General features: G+C 57.7%; 14 protein-coding genes. 5 read left to right on the plus strand and 9 right to left on the minus strand.

Annotation, left to right across the window (positions count from 1 at the left end; all coding sequences use genetic code 11):
* The first annotated feature begins 177 nt into the window (after window positions 1-177).
* Together hpf and BUB53_RS12025 are read left to right on the plus strand one after the other, a co-directional pair.
* Entirely contained in the window at window positions 178-741 is a 564-nt protein-coding gene (hpf, locus tag BUB53_RS12020) for a ribosome hibernation-promoting factor, HPF/YfiA family (protein ID WP_073035015.1), read from the plus strand.
* A gap of 55 nt (window positions 742-796) precedes the next feature.
* Window positions 797-1,261, plus strand: coding sequence for a PTS sugar transporter subunit IIA (locus tag BUB53_RS12025; RefSeq protein WP_073035016.1), 465 nt, complete (start codon window positions 797-799; stop codon window positions 1,259-1,261).
* A gap of 11 nt (window positions 1,262-1,272) precedes the next feature.
* On the opposite strand, the gene BUB53_RS12030 is transcribed toward BUB53_RS12025, so the two are convergent.
* The 8 genes from BUB53_RS12030 to cysQ form a co-directional block, all read right to left on the minus strand.
* Window positions 1,273-2,700 carry a sulfotransferase family 2 domain-containing protein gene (locus BUB53_RS12030; protein ID WP_073035017.1) on the minus strand — a complete coding sequence of 476 codons (1,428 nt, stop codon included), beginning with the start codon at window positions 2,698-2,700 and terminating at the stop codon, window positions 1,273-1,275.
* A gap of 5 nt (window positions 2,701-2,705) precedes the next feature.
* Window positions 2,706-4,406 (minus strand): DUF5927 domain-containing protein, encoded by a 1,701-nt coding sequence (locus tag BUB53_RS12035; protein WP_073035018.1) that lies wholly within the window; start codon window positions 4,404-4,406, stop codon window positions 2,706-2,708.
* A 17-nt stretch (window positions 4,407-4,423) separates the two neighbouring features.
* Entirely contained in the window at window positions 4,424-5,410 is a 987-nt protein-coding gene (locus BUB53_RS12040) for a glycosyltransferase family 2 protein (RefSeq protein ID WP_073035019.1), read from the minus strand.
* A 145-nt stretch (window positions 5,411-5,555) separates the two neighbouring features.
* Complete coding sequence (locus BUB53_RS12045; protein WP_073035020.1) at window positions 5,556-6,578, minus strand: glycosyltransferase family 2 protein; 1,023 nt, start codon at window positions 6,576-6,578, stop codon at window positions 5,556-5,558.
* Between the two features lie 43 nt (window positions 6,579-6,621).
* Window positions 6,622-7,605 (minus strand): UDP-glucose 4-epimerase GalE, encoded by a 984-nt coding sequence (gene galE, locus BUB53_RS12050; protein WP_073035021.1) that lies wholly within the window; start codon window positions 7,603-7,605, stop codon window positions 6,622-6,624.
* 17 nt (window positions 7,606-7,622) lie between these two features.
* Window positions 7,623-8,516 carry a UTP--glucose-1-phosphate uridylyltransferase GalU gene (galU, locus tag BUB53_RS12055; protein WP_073035125.1) on the minus strand — a complete coding sequence of 298 codons (894 nt, stop codon included), beginning with the start codon at window positions 8,514-8,516 and terminating at the stop codon, window positions 7,623-7,625.
* A gap of 140 nt (window positions 8,517-8,656) precedes the next feature.
* A complete protein-coding gene (gene kdsB / locus BUB53_RS12060) occupies window positions 8,657-9,457 on the minus strand; it encodes a 3-deoxy-manno-octulosonate cytidylyltransferase (RefSeq protein ID WP_073035022.1) in 801 nt (266 codons plus the stop codon).
* Window positions 9,457-10,254, minus strand: coding sequence for a 3'(2'),5'-bisphosphate nucleotidase CysQ (gene cysQ / locus BUB53_RS12065; protein ID WP_073035023.1), 798 nt, complete (start codon window positions 10,252-10,254; stop codon window positions 9,457-9,459). The genes kdsB and cysQ overlap by 1 nt, the downstream gene beginning before the upstream one ends.
* A gap of 139 nt (window positions 10,255-10,393) precedes the next feature.
* On the opposite strand from cysQ, the gene BUB53_RS12070 reads away from it, so the two are divergent.
* A complete protein-coding gene (locus BUB53_RS12070) occupies window positions 10,394-11,215 on the plus strand; it encodes an ABC transporter permease (RefSeq protein ID WP_073035024.1) in 822 nt (273 codons plus the stop codon).
* Window positions 11,216-11,221: 6 nt separating this feature from the next.
* Here the strand turns inward: BUB53_RS12070 and BUB53_RS12075 are convergent, their stop codons facing one another.
* Window positions 11,222-11,830 carry an alpha-ketoglutarate-dependent dioxygenase AlkB family protein gene (locus BUB53_RS12075; RefSeq protein WP_073035025.1) on the minus strand — a complete coding sequence of 203 codons (609 nt, stop codon included), beginning with the start codon at window positions 11,828-11,830 and terminating at the stop codon, window positions 11,222-11,224.
* Between the two features lie 219 nt (window positions 11,831-12,049).
* Between BUB53_RS12075 and dnaK the strand changes: the two genes are divergently transcribed.
* On the plus strand, window positions 12,050-13,969 hold the full coding sequence (gene dnaK, locus BUB53_RS12080; protein WP_073035026.1) for a molecular chaperone DnaK: 1,920 nt from the start codon (window positions 12,050-12,052) through the stop codon (window positions 13,967-13,969).
* Between the two features lie 75 nt (window positions 13,970-14,044).
* A complete protein-coding gene (gene dnaJ, locus BUB53_RS12085; RefSeq protein ID WP_073035027.1) occupies window positions 14,045-15,208 on the plus strand; it encodes a molecular chaperone DnaJ in 1,164 nt (387 codons plus the stop codon).
* The last annotated feature ends 68 nt before the right edge of the window (window positions 15,209-15,276 follow it).

The raw sequence follows: 15,276 nt of genomic DNA on the forward strand, positions 1-15,276 counted from the left end.
CCTCAAATGAGGTTATGACATTTCAGGCTTCTGTTCGCGCATGCCCTATCGTCCCGCTCTGCGGGCAGGGTCTTGGACAAGCCGCTGAAATGTCGATTTCCCGTATCCGGACCTAAGCAACGACACCGTAATCCACGCGTGCCGCACGCCCCCGGATCGTTAAATGAAGGAGTTAAGATGCGCTATCAAATCAGTGGCAAGCAGATCGACATCGGTGACGCACTGCAAACGCATGTCAAAGAAGAACTGGGCACAGCCGTGGCAAAATACGCCGAGCGTCCAACCGACGCTCACGTGGTTTTTTCCAAGAGCGCCAGTGAATTTGTCTGCGAAACCATTGTGCATCTTTCAACCGGCCTGACGGCTCAGGCCAAGGCCCATTCCCACGAGATTTACTCGGCCTTTGACAAGTGCTGTGACAAAATGGAGAAACAACTCAGACGGTATAAACGCCGCCTGAAAGACCACCACCGCGACCGTTCCGAGCCGGTTGAACTCTCTGGTGCTTCCTCATATATCCTCGCTTCTGACAAAGGAGATGAGGATTCGGAACCGGAAAGCCTTCAGCCGATCATCGTCGCCGAGATGGAAACCAGTATTCCATCGCTTTCGGTTGGCGAAGCGGTCATGCAGATGGAACTTGCGGGGTCTCCGGTGCTGGTCTTCCGAAACGAGGGAAACAAGGGTCTGAATGTCGTGTATCGTCGTGAAGACGGCAACATTGGCTGGATTGATCCGTAAACAGGCACGAGGGCCGGGCGCGCACAGCGTCGCGCCCGGTGGAGCGTCGAAAGCGATGGAAATGTCTATGATCCTCAAGCCAGAGGCGGTGCGTGTGCTATCTGCTGTTTCAAGCAAAAAGCGCCTGATGCATGAGTTGGGCAGCGTTGCTGAATCGGTCTATGGCGTCAATCAGGCGGATACGGTCGAAGCCCTGCAAGAACGCGAAAGCCTCGGACCCACCGGGGTGGGTCATGGTGTTGCCTTACCCCATGCCCGTCTCGATGGTCTGGATGAGGTTGTCGGCGCGCTTGTGCTGCTGGAAAAGCCCATCGATTTCGATGCGGTCGACCGGCAACCCGTCGATCTGGCTTTTGCCCTTTTCGCCCCACGCGAAGCCGGAGTCGAACACCTCAAGGCACTGGCGCTCGTGTCGCGCACCCTGCGTGATCCGGCGGTCTGTGCCAAGCTGCGCGCCAATACCGATCCGGCGACCCTTTACACCATTGTAACCGAAGCTCAGGCTGCGCAAGCGGCCTGATACCCCACAGGTCAATTCCAGGGTCCGAACCCGAACATCATGTAGTCACGCTGGTAGACATCCTTTACCAGCGCTTCGATTTCATCATCGTAGATATCGGACAGATCAAAGGGCTGGTCTGTTGGGGCGGCCTGGGGACAGGGCGGTTTCGTATATCCCACCTGACTCGCCAGTACGGGCAAATACGTGGCCATCTCATCCTCGCGGATAACCATGTCGGGCACGGAAAACTGCGCCATCCCCTGGATAACCGCGGCTTGCGTCGCCCAATGGGCATCAATCCTGATATTCGTCTGTCCTGCCAGATTGGCGCGCAGGAATTCTACGAAACTCATGAACGCGGTACGATGAGCCCGGCGATCATACTCGTTCCCCGGTTCGCCTCCGGGAATGGGTAGTTTATGGAAATTCCGCAGCACCTTGCGAATATCGTGATACGTGCCGGGCCCCTGCATCAGGATTTTCGAGCAAAACACATCGTGGACGCGCGCCACGGGATGGCGCAACACGGTAAAGCTGCGATGACCCTTGTTCCGCCGTTTCCACTGTCGCAAGCTCTTCTGGTTCAGGTGCGTCGGCAGCGTGCCCTCCGGAACCTCGTCCAGTGCCGCCATCCAGGCACGCACTTCATTTTCAGGACCGGACCGAACAGGCATATAAAGTAACGGTGCGCGTGCGCCGGTTACATATCCCGGCACCGCAGGGCCCCGGCGTGGCTCGAAATTCGGGGTACGCGACAAATTGAACGGGTCCAGCCCCGACAGGCTACGTTCCATTTCTTCATAGTTCGACACCTTGGATTGCAGCGCACTGGGGTTTTGCTTTTTCAGCGATGTGTCCAACTCGTCCAGACACTCATCGCTACCCAGGAATTTGGCAAGTCCGTTGATCACATCGACAGACTGGATATCCTCGTAATCGACGTAAAATGCCGTTTGGCCAGTGGTTTGCAGATGGTTCAGTAAAAACACCTGAAATTTCTGAAGTTGCGCCACATGGGTTTCAAATTCGGCAGCGTCGAACCGGATCTTGCTATCCTTGCGACGTTTCACATTGGTCAGTTTCCACTGCCCGGTCGCCTGAGCGATCTTCCATGAAACGAAGCTATCCACCGGGTTTCGTGTCAGGATGACCTTGGCACAACGCGGATCATCCAGACAAATATCCAGAACCCGCCGGTCGTGATCATGAAAGAACCGGAACCCGCCAAGGCCCTTTGACTGAGTCTTGATCGTGTCGATCAACCGCGCAGGGTCGGCATCGCGCATCGCCTGCGTAATACCCAGAACCTCGGTCCGGTTCGGGTAACCTATGAAATACGGATTGAACGCCTCGCCATGACATTCGAAACCGTCAAAGGCATTCAGGTTGTTTTCCAGAAAATTCGATCCGGTGCGCATTTCGGCGAACACCACGAAATAGTCGAATGCATCGGACATACAGCTTACTGCACCAGATAAGGTTTGGGTTTGTTGTGCTGCGGCTCATGCGGGTCATGCGCCACCGGGAAGTCACCCATCAGATATGGGTGCATGCCCTGATTTTTCAGATTCTGCAAAAACTGGCCAAATCCGGTCAGGTCGGCCATCTTCGGAACCTCGGCCAGGCCACGTAGATTTTGCTGTCCGATCTCGTCAATAATGGTCTGCAACGGCTCCATCGGCGCCTCGATGAACTCCGCCATGGTCCAGATTCGGATGCGCGCCTTGGCCCATTGCGAACGCAACACCTCGAGATGCTTGCTTTCGGCGCGTTGCAGGCGGGCAGCCTCCTGCCGGATTTCCGAGAAGTTCCTGTTCGATTTGAACAATGGCACGGCCCATGCCCCGGTGATAACCGAAATCTGCGCGTTCGGGTCCTTGGCGATATCCCATTCGATCTTTTTAATGCGGTCACGCGGCCCCATCTGGAAACACTGACGTTCCCCCCGTGTGTTCCAGATCAGGCTGGTCAGAAAGGCGCGCGGATTATAATCGCGCAGCGCCGCACTGTCGCTGAGCGCTCCATTTACCACGCTCTGCCCATCCGCAAATTCGGCACGTTCCGGCGCAAAGAGATGCCCGTGCACCCGCGTGCCGGTGGCGCGCGCCAGCCACGCCTCGAAATTCTCGAAAAGATCTCCGAACCCCTCGAACACCGAGTACTGCGCGCAAGTCAGGCCGTTTTCGCGCCCTTCCACCGGAAAACGGCTTTGCATGTAAAGGCCGGGGCGTCCGCGTGTGCGCCGCTCCACCGCTTTCGAGAAAATCCTGTCGATCTTGCCGGGGTTCGGTTCGGTACGCTTCATGACCCCGGCCTTATCCGACAAAAAGGCATCGTACAGACGATTGGCAAACGGCCAGATTTTGCGCGCGACAAAACAATCCGACCGGCGCAGCAACTGCAAATGATCGTCATAGAAAATATGCGGCTTACCTTGATAGTCGAACTTGGACAATGTCAGCGAACGGCTTTCGATCTGGCGCGAATACTGTCGCGACAGGGTCTGGAAATAGCTTTCATCGGGAATCCAGACACGCTTGAAATACCGGTCATAAACCTCCCTGTCCGGATCAGACAGAATGGCCGACAAGGTCTGCCGGGTCAGACACCACCACTGGCTGCCCATATGCGGTACAATACCGTTGGGAATGCGGCGCTTGTAACCGATCCTGCGTTGCAAGGCGACGTAGCGATCGAACAGAAAGCGCTGCTTGCGCCAGGAAAACGGAAAGCGCAGCGTGAACCGTTCGTGATCCAGTCCGCCAATCGTCCATGGTACATCGGCGGTGGTTGCAGACTCGATAAAATCGGTGTGTGGCCGTTCGGCCAGATAGTCCTTGAGTTCCTGCACCGGCCGTAGCGGCAGACACGACCCCGAGGCCAGACAGACGTGGCGCACATCCGGAAATTCTTCCAGCATCAACTCCGCAGCGCTTTGCGTTGCGGCCACCAGGCCCCAGGTCCCCCACTCACAGCGGTGGCGCTTGCTGTACCGCACGTCAGGCAAGTCCGACATTGCCTTGGTAAATGCCTTGTAAGCATCGCGGGGCACCGACTTGTCGGCATGAATTACCAGCGGGCAACCGGCAGCGGCCCAATGCCGCGCCACCTGTTCAGCCCGATCAAAGGCCGTGTGCACCAACATGATGATACCGACACTCACCCGCTACTGCCCCTTCTTCATGCCCAGTTCCCCTTGGACATCAGCCCAAGGATCTCCAGCTGGCGCCAGTTTATATACTTCTCGGACCATTTGCACCAAAGGTCTGGATTGTCCTGAAGGTTATCATAATAGGACTGATATTCGACACTGGCGGCATAGTGCTGTTTGCGCTGCAACTCCTCTTCGGCCTTGGCCGCAAAGGTATCGAGGAACTTGGCATGCAGAAGAACGCCGCTTGTTTTCTCACCGCCAAGCGTATCGTAAGTCTGGTTCAGCCCGCGCGGTAACAACATATGAGTCGAACTGACATAGGCATAGCGCCGGTCCCATTTGACCAGTGGCACCTTGTTCAACGCCGGTGCTTTCTTGGGCATATCGGAAAAGAACACACGCGCTCTCGGCCCGCCCTGAATCCAGAGATTTCCGAAAGCGTCATTTTTCTGGATCATGTAATTTCCGGGATCGAACCACGCAGCGATCTCCATGGGGTTCTGACCCAGCCGGTACGGTACGGCGTCCATCCGGCCCTTTGGATACATATCCAGCAACATCGCCCCGAACGATCGTAGCTGCGAGCCGTCCAGCCAGTCGGTCAGCGCCCGGATCGGTCGGGTATCGCAAAACGGGTAGACAAAGAACTCATCCGGATCGACAACCAGCGACCAGTGCCCGTGCCCATATCGACCCTGCAACCAGTTCAGCCAATCGACCCCGAAACGTGCTTTCTTGTAGCTCGCCTTGGTGGTCCAAAGCGATACATCGGGTTGCTCGGCCAGATACTCGCACCCGCCATCCTGACTGTCGTTATCCACCATCAGAAAATGCGATACGCCCAGATCGCGGTAATATTTCAGGAAATAAGGCAGGCGCACATATTCATCGCGAAAGGTCGAAAACAGAAGGATATTGCCGGGGCTGATACGGTCAGTCCGATCCACAACCGGCCTGAGCGCAAAGTGCTTGCGCCACGCCCGGACCTTGGCGCGCCTGCGTTTCAGCCGCATGCGATATGACTGCACCAAGCTCACGCTCTGCCTTCCTGCGCCTCTTGACTCATACTGAATTGTAATTGGCAGACGCTTAACACATTCTTTTTCCGAAAAGAAAACAATACTGCGCATAAACGCAACATCGTTTCATATACCCTTCTCAAACCCACCCTCCTTTTGACATCAGGCCCATCGCCTCCAACTGTCGCCAACTGATCAGTTTGGTCGAACCGTCACACCACAGGTCGGGATTCTCCATCAGCCCATCGTAATAGGAGTCATAGAGCGCACTGTTCGCGAAATGCTCGCGCCGCCGCTTTTCCTCTGCGGACTTATCGACAACGACATGCAGGAATTTCGTATGAAGCAATATGCCCGACAGCATCTCGCCACCGTCCTCGGAATAGACCCTGTTCAGGCTTTTGGGCAGTAATGAATGCGCCGAACTGACATAAGCATAACGCCAGTGCCACCGTACGAGTGGCATCTTTCCCATGGTCGGCGCGCGGCGGGGCTGGTCGCCAAAAAACACCCGGGCACGCACACCTCCCTGAATCCACAAATTCTCGAGATCCGGTTTCTTGCGGATCATGTAATTGCCGCCATCGAACCAGTTTAGCGCATGAAACGGATCATCGCCCGCACGATAGGGGTGATCCCGCAAACGGCCCTTGGGATACATGTCCAGCATCAACGCCCCCATGGACCGTCGGCCACTTTGATCCAGCCACCCAGTCAGGGCCGCCAAGGGGCGCGTATCATGATGTGGATAGATCAGGATTTCATCGGCATCCACCGTCAGGCACCAATGCCCGCTGCCATGACGGATTTGCAGCCAGGTCAACCAATCCACCCCGAAACGCGACAGCTTGTAACTATGCGATGTATGCCAAAGCGAAACATCGGGCTGCCGCGCCAGATAATCGCGCGTGCCATCATCGCTGTCGTTGTCGACGATCAGGAAATGCGCCACACCCAGGCGGCGGTAATGCTCAAGAAAGTAGGGCAGACGCACGATTTCGTTTCGAACCGTCGAAAAGACAAGGATCGCATCCGGGGAAATCTTCGCGGTGCGATCCTTGACCGGATGCAATTGCCGGCGTTTTCGAACGGCTCGAAACAGCAGGCGACGGCGCTTCCAGCGCAGCCGGTATGCCTTTGCCGCTTCGCTCAGCCAACCCATGCCTGCATGTCCGCTCAATTCCGCTTTCGCGGCAGAATCGGCATTATTTGTCGTAATGTCCAGTTTGATGCCACCGCCACGCATCCCCGATCATCTGATCCAGCGTCGAGCGGGCGGGGGTCCAGCCAAGTTCTGCCTCGGCCCGGCTGGAGCCTGAAACCAGCTTGGTGCAATCTCCGGGCCGTCTTGGCCCTTCGATACGGGGCACATCCTTGCCGGTGATGCTCTCGGCGTTTTCGATCACCTCTCGCACGGAAAACCCTGTGCCGGTGCCAAGGTTGAACACCCGGCTACCCTTGCCCTGCTCCAGCCAGTTCAGCCCCAGAACATGCGCGTCCACCAAATCCATCACATGCACGTAATCCCGAATACAGGTCCCATCCGGCGTATCGTAATCGGTGCCGAAAATGGTCAACGCATCCCGTTTGCCTTGAATGGCATCCAATATCAGCGGCACCAGATGCGTTTCGGGTTGATGGAACTCGCCCACTTCGGCCTCGGAGTCGGCGCCCGCAACATTGAAGTACCGAAAAACCACGTGGTTCAGGCCATACGCACCTTCGAAATCGCGCAACATATCCTCGATCGCACGCTTCGAAGCGCCATAGGCGTTGATCGGATACTGTGCGCTGCTTTCGTCCAGAACCACATTGTCCTGGTCTCCATAGGTCGCACAGGTCGACGAAAACACCACGTTCATACACCCTGCCTGCACCGCAGCCTGGAACAGCGTCAGCGATCCGGCCACATTATTGTGCCAGTAAAGGCCCGGCTCCCGCATGCTTTCACCGACCTGGCTCAGCGCCGCGAAATGCAGGATGGCAGCGGGCTGATAGGCTGCAAAGATCTGGTCCAGCCGCTCCCGGTCAGTAAGATCGCCCTGCTCGAACGGCCCGAACTTCACGGCTTCTTCCCAACCGGTACTGAGATTGTCATAGGTTACAGGCGTGTATCCGGCAGCCTTCAGCACCTTGCATGCGTGTGAGCCAATGTAACCCGCGCCACCGGTAACAAGAATATTCGTCACGTTGGCCCCCTGCCCGATTACTGTGCAGCTTTCCGAGCGTGAACGATATCGCTGATATACCGGTACAGATCATCCCGCAGCTCATCGCGTGCCAGGGCAAACGAAACCGTCGCCTGAAGAAAGCCCGCTTTCGATCCGCAATCGAAGCGTTCCCCTTCGAAACGATAGCCGTAAACCTCGTCCCCGTCTTCGCGGGCAGCAGCAATCGCGTCGGTCAGCTGGATTTCCCCACCGGCTCCGGTCTTTTTCTTGTTCAGCTTTTGCAAAACCTTGGGTGTCAGGATATACCGTCCGATCACCGCAAGGTTCGAAGGCGCATCACCCAAGGCCGGTTTTTCGACCATACCCTTGGTGGAAACAACGCGGCCCATGTCTTCCTTGATATCCAGAACCCCGTATGCCGAAGCCTTGTCCTCCGGCACTTCCATAGCGGCGACGACGTTGCCCTGGGTTTCCTCGAATGCCTCGACCATTTGCGCCAGGCAGGGTTTGTCGGCCGCTATCACGTCATCCGGCAGCAAAACCGCAAAAGGCTCGTTCGCAATCAAATGGCGCGCGCACCAGACAGCATGCCCAAGGCCAAGCGGCTTGTGCTGGCGCAGATAAGCAATCTCGCCGCTATCCATGTTTGTGGATTTCAGGATTTGCAGCAACTCGTCCTTGCCCTTCTTGCGCAGTTCCTGCTCCAGCTGCGGGGCGAGGTCGAAATAATCCTCCAACGCGCCCTTGCCGCGGGAGGTCACGAAAATGAACTCTTTGATACCCGCGGCGCGTGCTTCGTCGATCGCATATTGCACCAAGGGGCGATCAACCAGCGTCATGATCTCTTTCGGAACCGATTTGGTTGCCGGCAAAAACCGGGTTCCCAAACCTGCCACCGGGAAAATTGCTTTCGTGACTCTTTTACGCATCATTACTCCTGACCGCCTCGCTCCCAAGGCTAGCTAACAGATTGCTTTTCCATTTCTGCGATACTGTAGCAATATGTCATTTTCCAGTAACAAATCCGGGGAAATTACGACCGGAAACATACCCGGAGAAAGTTCGCTCATCAGATGAGAGACATTTCGCTTATCATCGCCTCAATCCGTAGAACGTCCTCGGGGTTGTTTAGTTCCCAGAATTGTCGCCCACGTGCATCCACCTCGACACAACGAACCGGCTTCCCGTTCTCCAGAAACCGCAGTTGTTCCAACCCTTCGAGCTGCTCCAGCGGACCCTCCGGCCAACCCTGATAGTCTTTCAACGCCTGCGCCCGATATGCGTATACGCCAACATGGTGAAATACCGGAGTCGCTTCGTCATCCTCATAGCTACGCGATGTAAACGGTATCACTTCTTTCGAGAAATACAGCGCATGACGTGCCGCATCGAACACCGCGGTCGTCCCGCCGACACGTCCGGCGCGACGATCTTCCAGAAACCCGTTCAAGGCCCGGCCATCGCAGCGCAGTACCGGTGTCGCCATCCCGGCATCGGCATCCTCGACCAACGCGTCTATTAGAGCCTCCACAAACCAATGCGGGGTCAGCGGTGCATCCCCCTGTAGGTTGACGATCACGTCATGCGCTCCGCCCAAAGCCTTGTGCGCCTCGGCGCAGCGTTCTGTTCCGTTGCGACACCCTTCCGAGGTCATAACGACCTCCGCGCCGAAGGCTTCGGCAGCCGTGCGAATACGATCGTCATCGGTGGCCACCACGACACGCGGATCACCCCCGACCTGCTTGGCTGCCTCCCAACTGCGCTGAATCAGGCTCTTCTTTTCACCCGTGGCCCCGGTCAGCTCAACCAGCGGCTTACCTGGATACCGGGTCGAAGCATACCGGGCCGGAATGACAATCAGCGGCTGCATCAGGCTTCCTTCAGGTCGACACCCGGCGCATGGGCGATGAAGAACGGATTGGCAAATCCGTCTTTACCATACTTTAGTGGCGCATGGTCATCGAATCGCACCACATGCCCGCCCGCGCCATGCAATACCGCCTGACCTGCGGCCGTGTCCCACTCCATCGTGCGGCCAAGGCGCGGATACAAATCCGCTTCGCCGGTCGCAACCAGGCAAAACTTCAAAGATGATCCAGCACTGGTCATGTCCTTGACACCATATTTGCCGATATAATCATCCGTGGCCTGATCGCGGTGCGATTTACTGGCCACAATCATCAACTCGCTATTGTCGGGCTGCGACACCTTTATCTGCCGCACCGTACCGACCGTTTCCTTGTCGAAAGGTCCGTCCTCTTCCACCGATGTACCGTCGGCCTGAGTAAAGAACATGCGGCCCTTGGCAGGCGCATAAACCACGCCCCGCACGGGCACACCGTTTTCGACATAGGCGATGTTCACCGTGAAATCGCCACGACGATTTATGAATTCCTTGGTTCCGTCCAGCGGATCGACAATCAGGAAAGTATCGACGCTCTGGCTATGTGAGCCGGATTGCTCTTCGGTCACCAATGCCACATCGGGAAATGCATCACGCAACCCTGCGGAAATCAGCGCGTCAGCCGCTTCATCGGCCTCGGTCACAGGGCTGTCGTCGGATTTGACCTTCACGTCGAACTCATCGGAATTGTAGATTTCCATGATCCGGTCTCCGCCCTCCAGGGCCAGGTGGCGCATGACCTTCACCAGCTTTTCGTAATCCAATTTACCGCTCCTGTTTACTCTGCGTACAAAAGGTACGCCTTGTGTTGATCCGTGGCGTGGTGCCCCTTATGATATGCTGGTAACGGATCGGCAAGAAATCCGTATAAGAAATGCAGTTACATGCCGACAAGGCGAGGCCATGTTTCAGAAAGTCACCCCAAAGAGCAATCTGCAGTCGGCGATTGCCACTATCGAGTTGATCTATCACGCGACCGTGCGCAGCGTTCGGAAAACGCACGGAAACGCCTTGTTTGCGATTATCAACAATATCCTGACAGCCGTAATTTTTGTTCTGGCATTTTACGTGATGTTCTCGATGTTGGGCTTGAGAGGCGCAAAGCTGCGCGGCGATTTCCTGCTTTACATGATGTCGGGAATTTTCCTGTTTCTCACGCATATCAAGGCGCTTGGAGCGGTGGCCGGGGCCGAAGGGCCGTCCTCTCCGATGATGCAGCACGCCCCCATGAATACGGTGATCTCGGTTGCGGCGGCTGCACTTGGCGCACTTTATATTCAGGTACTGTCGGTCGCCGTGATCCTGTTTGCCTATCACGTCGCCGTCACACCTTTTGAAATCGCGTATCCCATACCGGCATTCGGAATGATCCTGTTGTCCTGGTTCACCGGTGTTTCCATCGGGCTGGTGTTGCTGGCGGTCAAACCGTGGTTTCCAGGGTTTGTCGGGATTTTCACAACCGTCTATCAGCGCGCGAACATGATCGCCTCGGGCAAGATGTTCGTTGCCAACTCCCTGCCGTCCTTCATGGTCGCAATGTTCGACTGGAACCCGTTGTTTCACGCCATCGACCAGTGCCGGGGCTTTACCTTCATCAATTACTTCCCACGCAATTCCTCGGTGGAGTATCCCGTGATCGTTGGTGTTGTGCTTCTGGTGATCGGAATGATGGGCGAATTCTACACACGCCAGTACGCATCGAAAAGCTGGGACGCCCGCCGCTAGGATGGCCTAATCGACCACACGCAGCGTCAGGTTGATCCGCCCGCCGCGCGGCAACAACGTGGACGAGCCAACTCTGATCCTGTCGATCCCATGATAGATCAACCGCGCCTCGCCACCCATGACCAGAACGTCCCCCGACTCCAGCCATGTTGATTCGGTCCTGCCCCCGCGCGTCGTGTTACCGATGCGAAACAGCGCGGAAGCCCCTAACGAAACCGACAGAACCGGCCAGCTGAAATCGCTCTCGTCGCGATCCTGGTGCATCCCCATCTTGGCCGACTCATCGTAGTAATTCACCAGACAGCAATCCGGGCCGCGCCGATCACCGACCAGATCGGCCCAGATATCGAGCACCGCCTGCGGTATCGCGGGCCAGGGGCTGTCATCGGCCTGACATGGCTCATACCGATAGCCGCTGCGATCCGTCACCCAGCCATAACGCCCTGCCGAGGTCATCCGCACCGACATCCGCCGCCCGCCCGGCGTGACCGGCCGCGCAAAGGCCGCCGCACGCACAACCCCGCGCAAATCCTCTACCAACCGGGCCTGCGCATCGGGCGCCAGATACCCCTTGTGAATCTCCACCCCTCGTATGTTCAACACCGTTCCGGCCATCTCACCCCCGGCTTTCGCAATCCGCCCGCCAGAAATTATGCATAAAATACCAGATTACACTTCCCGGCGGCGCTTGCAGGGCCACAATCGCCTGCCTATATACGCGCAAAGCACGGAACCCGGCCAGTTCTGTCGGGGCCCGTCCAACCATCGGGGGTCTGATGCCATAACGGGTCGGGCGTCCGGAACATCGCCTTGTAATGGAAGGGATCGAAAAACATGTCTAAAGTGATCGGTATCGACCTCGGAACCACCAACAGCTGCGTCGCCATCATGGATGGCAGCCAGGCCCGTGTGATCGAAAACTCGGAAGGCGCGCGCACGACGCCCTCGATCGTGGCCTTTGCCGAAGGTGAGCGCCTCGTCGGACAGCCGGCCAAGCGTCAGGCTGTCACCAACCCCGAAAACACCATCTTTGGCGTCAAGCGCCTGATCGGTCGCCGCGCGGATGACGCGGATCTGGCCAAGGACAAGAAGAACATGCCGTTCAACGTCATCGACGGCGGCAACGGCGACGCCTGGGTCGAAGCCCGCGGCGAAAAATACAGCCCCTCTCAAATTTCCGCCTTCATCCTCGGCAAGATGAAGGAAACCGCCGAAAGCTACCTTGGCGAAGACGTGACGCAAGCCGTCATCACCGTGCCTGCCTATTTCAACGACGCTCAGCGTCAGGCCACCAAAGACGCAGGCAAGATCGCCGGTCTCGAAGTGCTGCGCATCATCAACGAGCCGACCGCCGCCGCACTGGCCTACGGTCTGGACAAGGAAAACACGCACACCATCGCCGTTTATGACCTTGGCGGCGGTACGTTCGACGTGACCATCCTTGAAATCGACGACGGCCTGTTCGAGGTGAAAGCCACCAACGGCGACACCTTCCTTGGCGGTGAAGATTTCGACATGCGTATCGTCAACTACCTGGCGGACGAGTTCAAAAAGGAACACGGCGTCGACCTGACCAAGGACAAAATGGCCCTTCAGCGCCTGAAGGAAGCTGCCGAAAAAGCCAAGATCGAACTGTCCAGCAGCTCGCAGACCGAAATCAACCAGCCCTTCATCTCGATGGGCACGGACGGCCAGCCGCTGCACATGGTCATCAAGCTGACCCGCGCCAAGCTGGAAAGCCTCGTGGGCGACCTGATCAAGGCCTCGATGAAGCCCTGTGCAGCCGCGCTCAAGGATGCCGGTCTTTCGGCAAATGAAATCGACGAAATCGTTCTGGTCGGCGGCATGACCCGTATGCCCAAGGTGGTCGAGGAAGTGACCAAGTTCTTCGGCAAGGAGCCCCACAAGGGCGTGAACCCCGACGAAGTGGTCGCCATGGGCGCCGCTATTCAGGCCGGTGTTCTGCAAGGTGATGTCAAGGATGTCGTCCTGCTCGACGTGACGCCGCTCAGCCTGGGGATCGAAACGCTCGGTGGCGTTTTCACCCGCCTGATTGACCGCAACACCACGATCCCGACCAACAAGTCGCAGATCTTCTCGACCGCCGAGGACAACCAGAGCGCCGTGACGATCCGCGTCTTCCAGGGTGAACGTGAAATGGCGGCCGACAACAAGCTGCTCGGTCAGTTCAATCTCGAAGACATTCCGCCCGCACCGCGCGGCATGCCCCAGATCGAAGTGACCTTCGACATCGACGCCAACGGTATCGTCTCTGTTTCGGCCAAGGACAAAGGCACCAACAAGGAACAGAAGATCACCATTCAGGCGTCCGGTGGCCTCAGCGACGAGGACATCGAGAACATGGTCAAGGAAGCCGAGGAAAACGCCGAGGCAGACAAGGCCCGCCGCGAACTGATCGAAGCCAAGAACCAGGCCGAAAGCCTCATCCATTCGACCGAAAAATCGGTGGAAGAGCACAGCGACAAGGTCGATCCGACCACGGTTGAGGCTATCGAACTGGCCATCGCGGCACTGAAAGACGACCTCGAGAAAGAGGATGCAACCGCTGATAAGATCAAGGCAGGCATCCAGAACGTGACCGAGGCGGCCATGAAACTGGGCGAAGCCATCTACAAGGCTCAGGCCGAAGAAGGCAGCGACGAGCCCACCGCAGCCGATGAGGCCGCCGGTCCGGACGACGACGACATCGTCGATGCCGACTTCGAGGACCTCGACAACGACAAGCGCTCGTAAGGCGCCTGACGGGACCAGTGGGGCCGGTCCGACCAACGGGCCGGCCCTGCGTGTTCCAGCAAAAGGAGATCCCCGATGGCCAAACGCGACTATTACGAAGTGCTCGGCATATCCAAGGGCGCGTCGGCGGACGAAATCAAAAAGGCCTATCGCAAGAAAGCCAAGGAACTTCACCCCGACCGCAACAAGGACAACCCGGAATCCGAGGCACAGTTCAAGGAAGCCGGCGAAGCCTATGACATTTTGAAAGACCCCGAAAAGAAAGCGGCCTATGACCGCTTCGGCCATGCCGCCTTCGAAGGGGGCATGGGCGGTGGCGGCCCGCGTCCGGGCGGCGGCTTTGGCGGCGGTGCCGGTCAGGGCGATTTCGCCTCGGCCTTTTCCGACGTGTTCGACGACCTGTTCGGCGACTTCATGGGCGGCGGTCGTGCAGGCGGCGGGCGTCAGCGCGCCGCGCGCGGCTCGGACCTGCGCTATAACTTGCGTGTCACCCTGGAAGAGGCCTTCAACGGCAGCCAGAAAACCATCAACGTGCCAACCTCGGTGCAATGCGATGCCTGTAACGGCTCGGGTGCCGAAGGCGGCGCAGAACCCACCACCTGCCCCACCTGTTCAGGCATGGGCAAGGTGCGCGCGCAGCAGGGTTTTTTCACCGTCGAACGCACCTGCCCCACCTGTTCGGGGCTCGGCCAGATCATCAAGAACCCGTGCAACACCTGCCACGGTCAGGGCCGGGTCGAGAAAGAGCGCGCGCTGAACGTCAACATCCCCGCGGGCGTTGAAACCGGCACCCGTATCCGCCTCGCCGGTGAGGGCGAGGCTGGAATGCGCGGCGGTCCTGCCGGTGACCTCTATATCTTTATCGAGGTCGCCAAGCACGACATCTTCGAGCGCGAGGACACAAATCTGTTCTGCCGCGTTCCCGTGTCGATGACCACCGCCGCACTTGGCGGCGATATCGAGGTGCCGACAATCGACGGCGGTCGCAGCCGGGTCAAGATTCCGGCAGGCTCGCAATCGGGCCGGCAGATGCGCCTGCGCAACAAGGGCATGCCCGCCCTGCGCGGTGGCAGTTCCGGCGACATGTTCATCGAACTGGCTGTCGAAACCCCGGTGAACCTGACCTCGCGGCAAAAGGAACTGCTGCGGGAGTTCGATTCACTGTCCGAAGACAACAACCCCGAAAGCAAAAGCTTCTTTTCGTCGGTCAAAAGTTTCTGGGACGGCATGAAGGGCTGATATCCGCCACATCGGCACTCGACAGGTTACAAGGGCGCATCTATCAGGTGCGCCCTTTTTCTTTGTTC

Origin of the sequence: Roseovarius pacificus (genome assembly GCF_900142665.1) — a bacterium.
Taxonomy (GTDB): Bacteria; Pseudomonadota; Alphaproteobacteria; order Rhodobacterales; family Rhodobacteraceae; genus Roseovarius; species Roseovarius pacificus.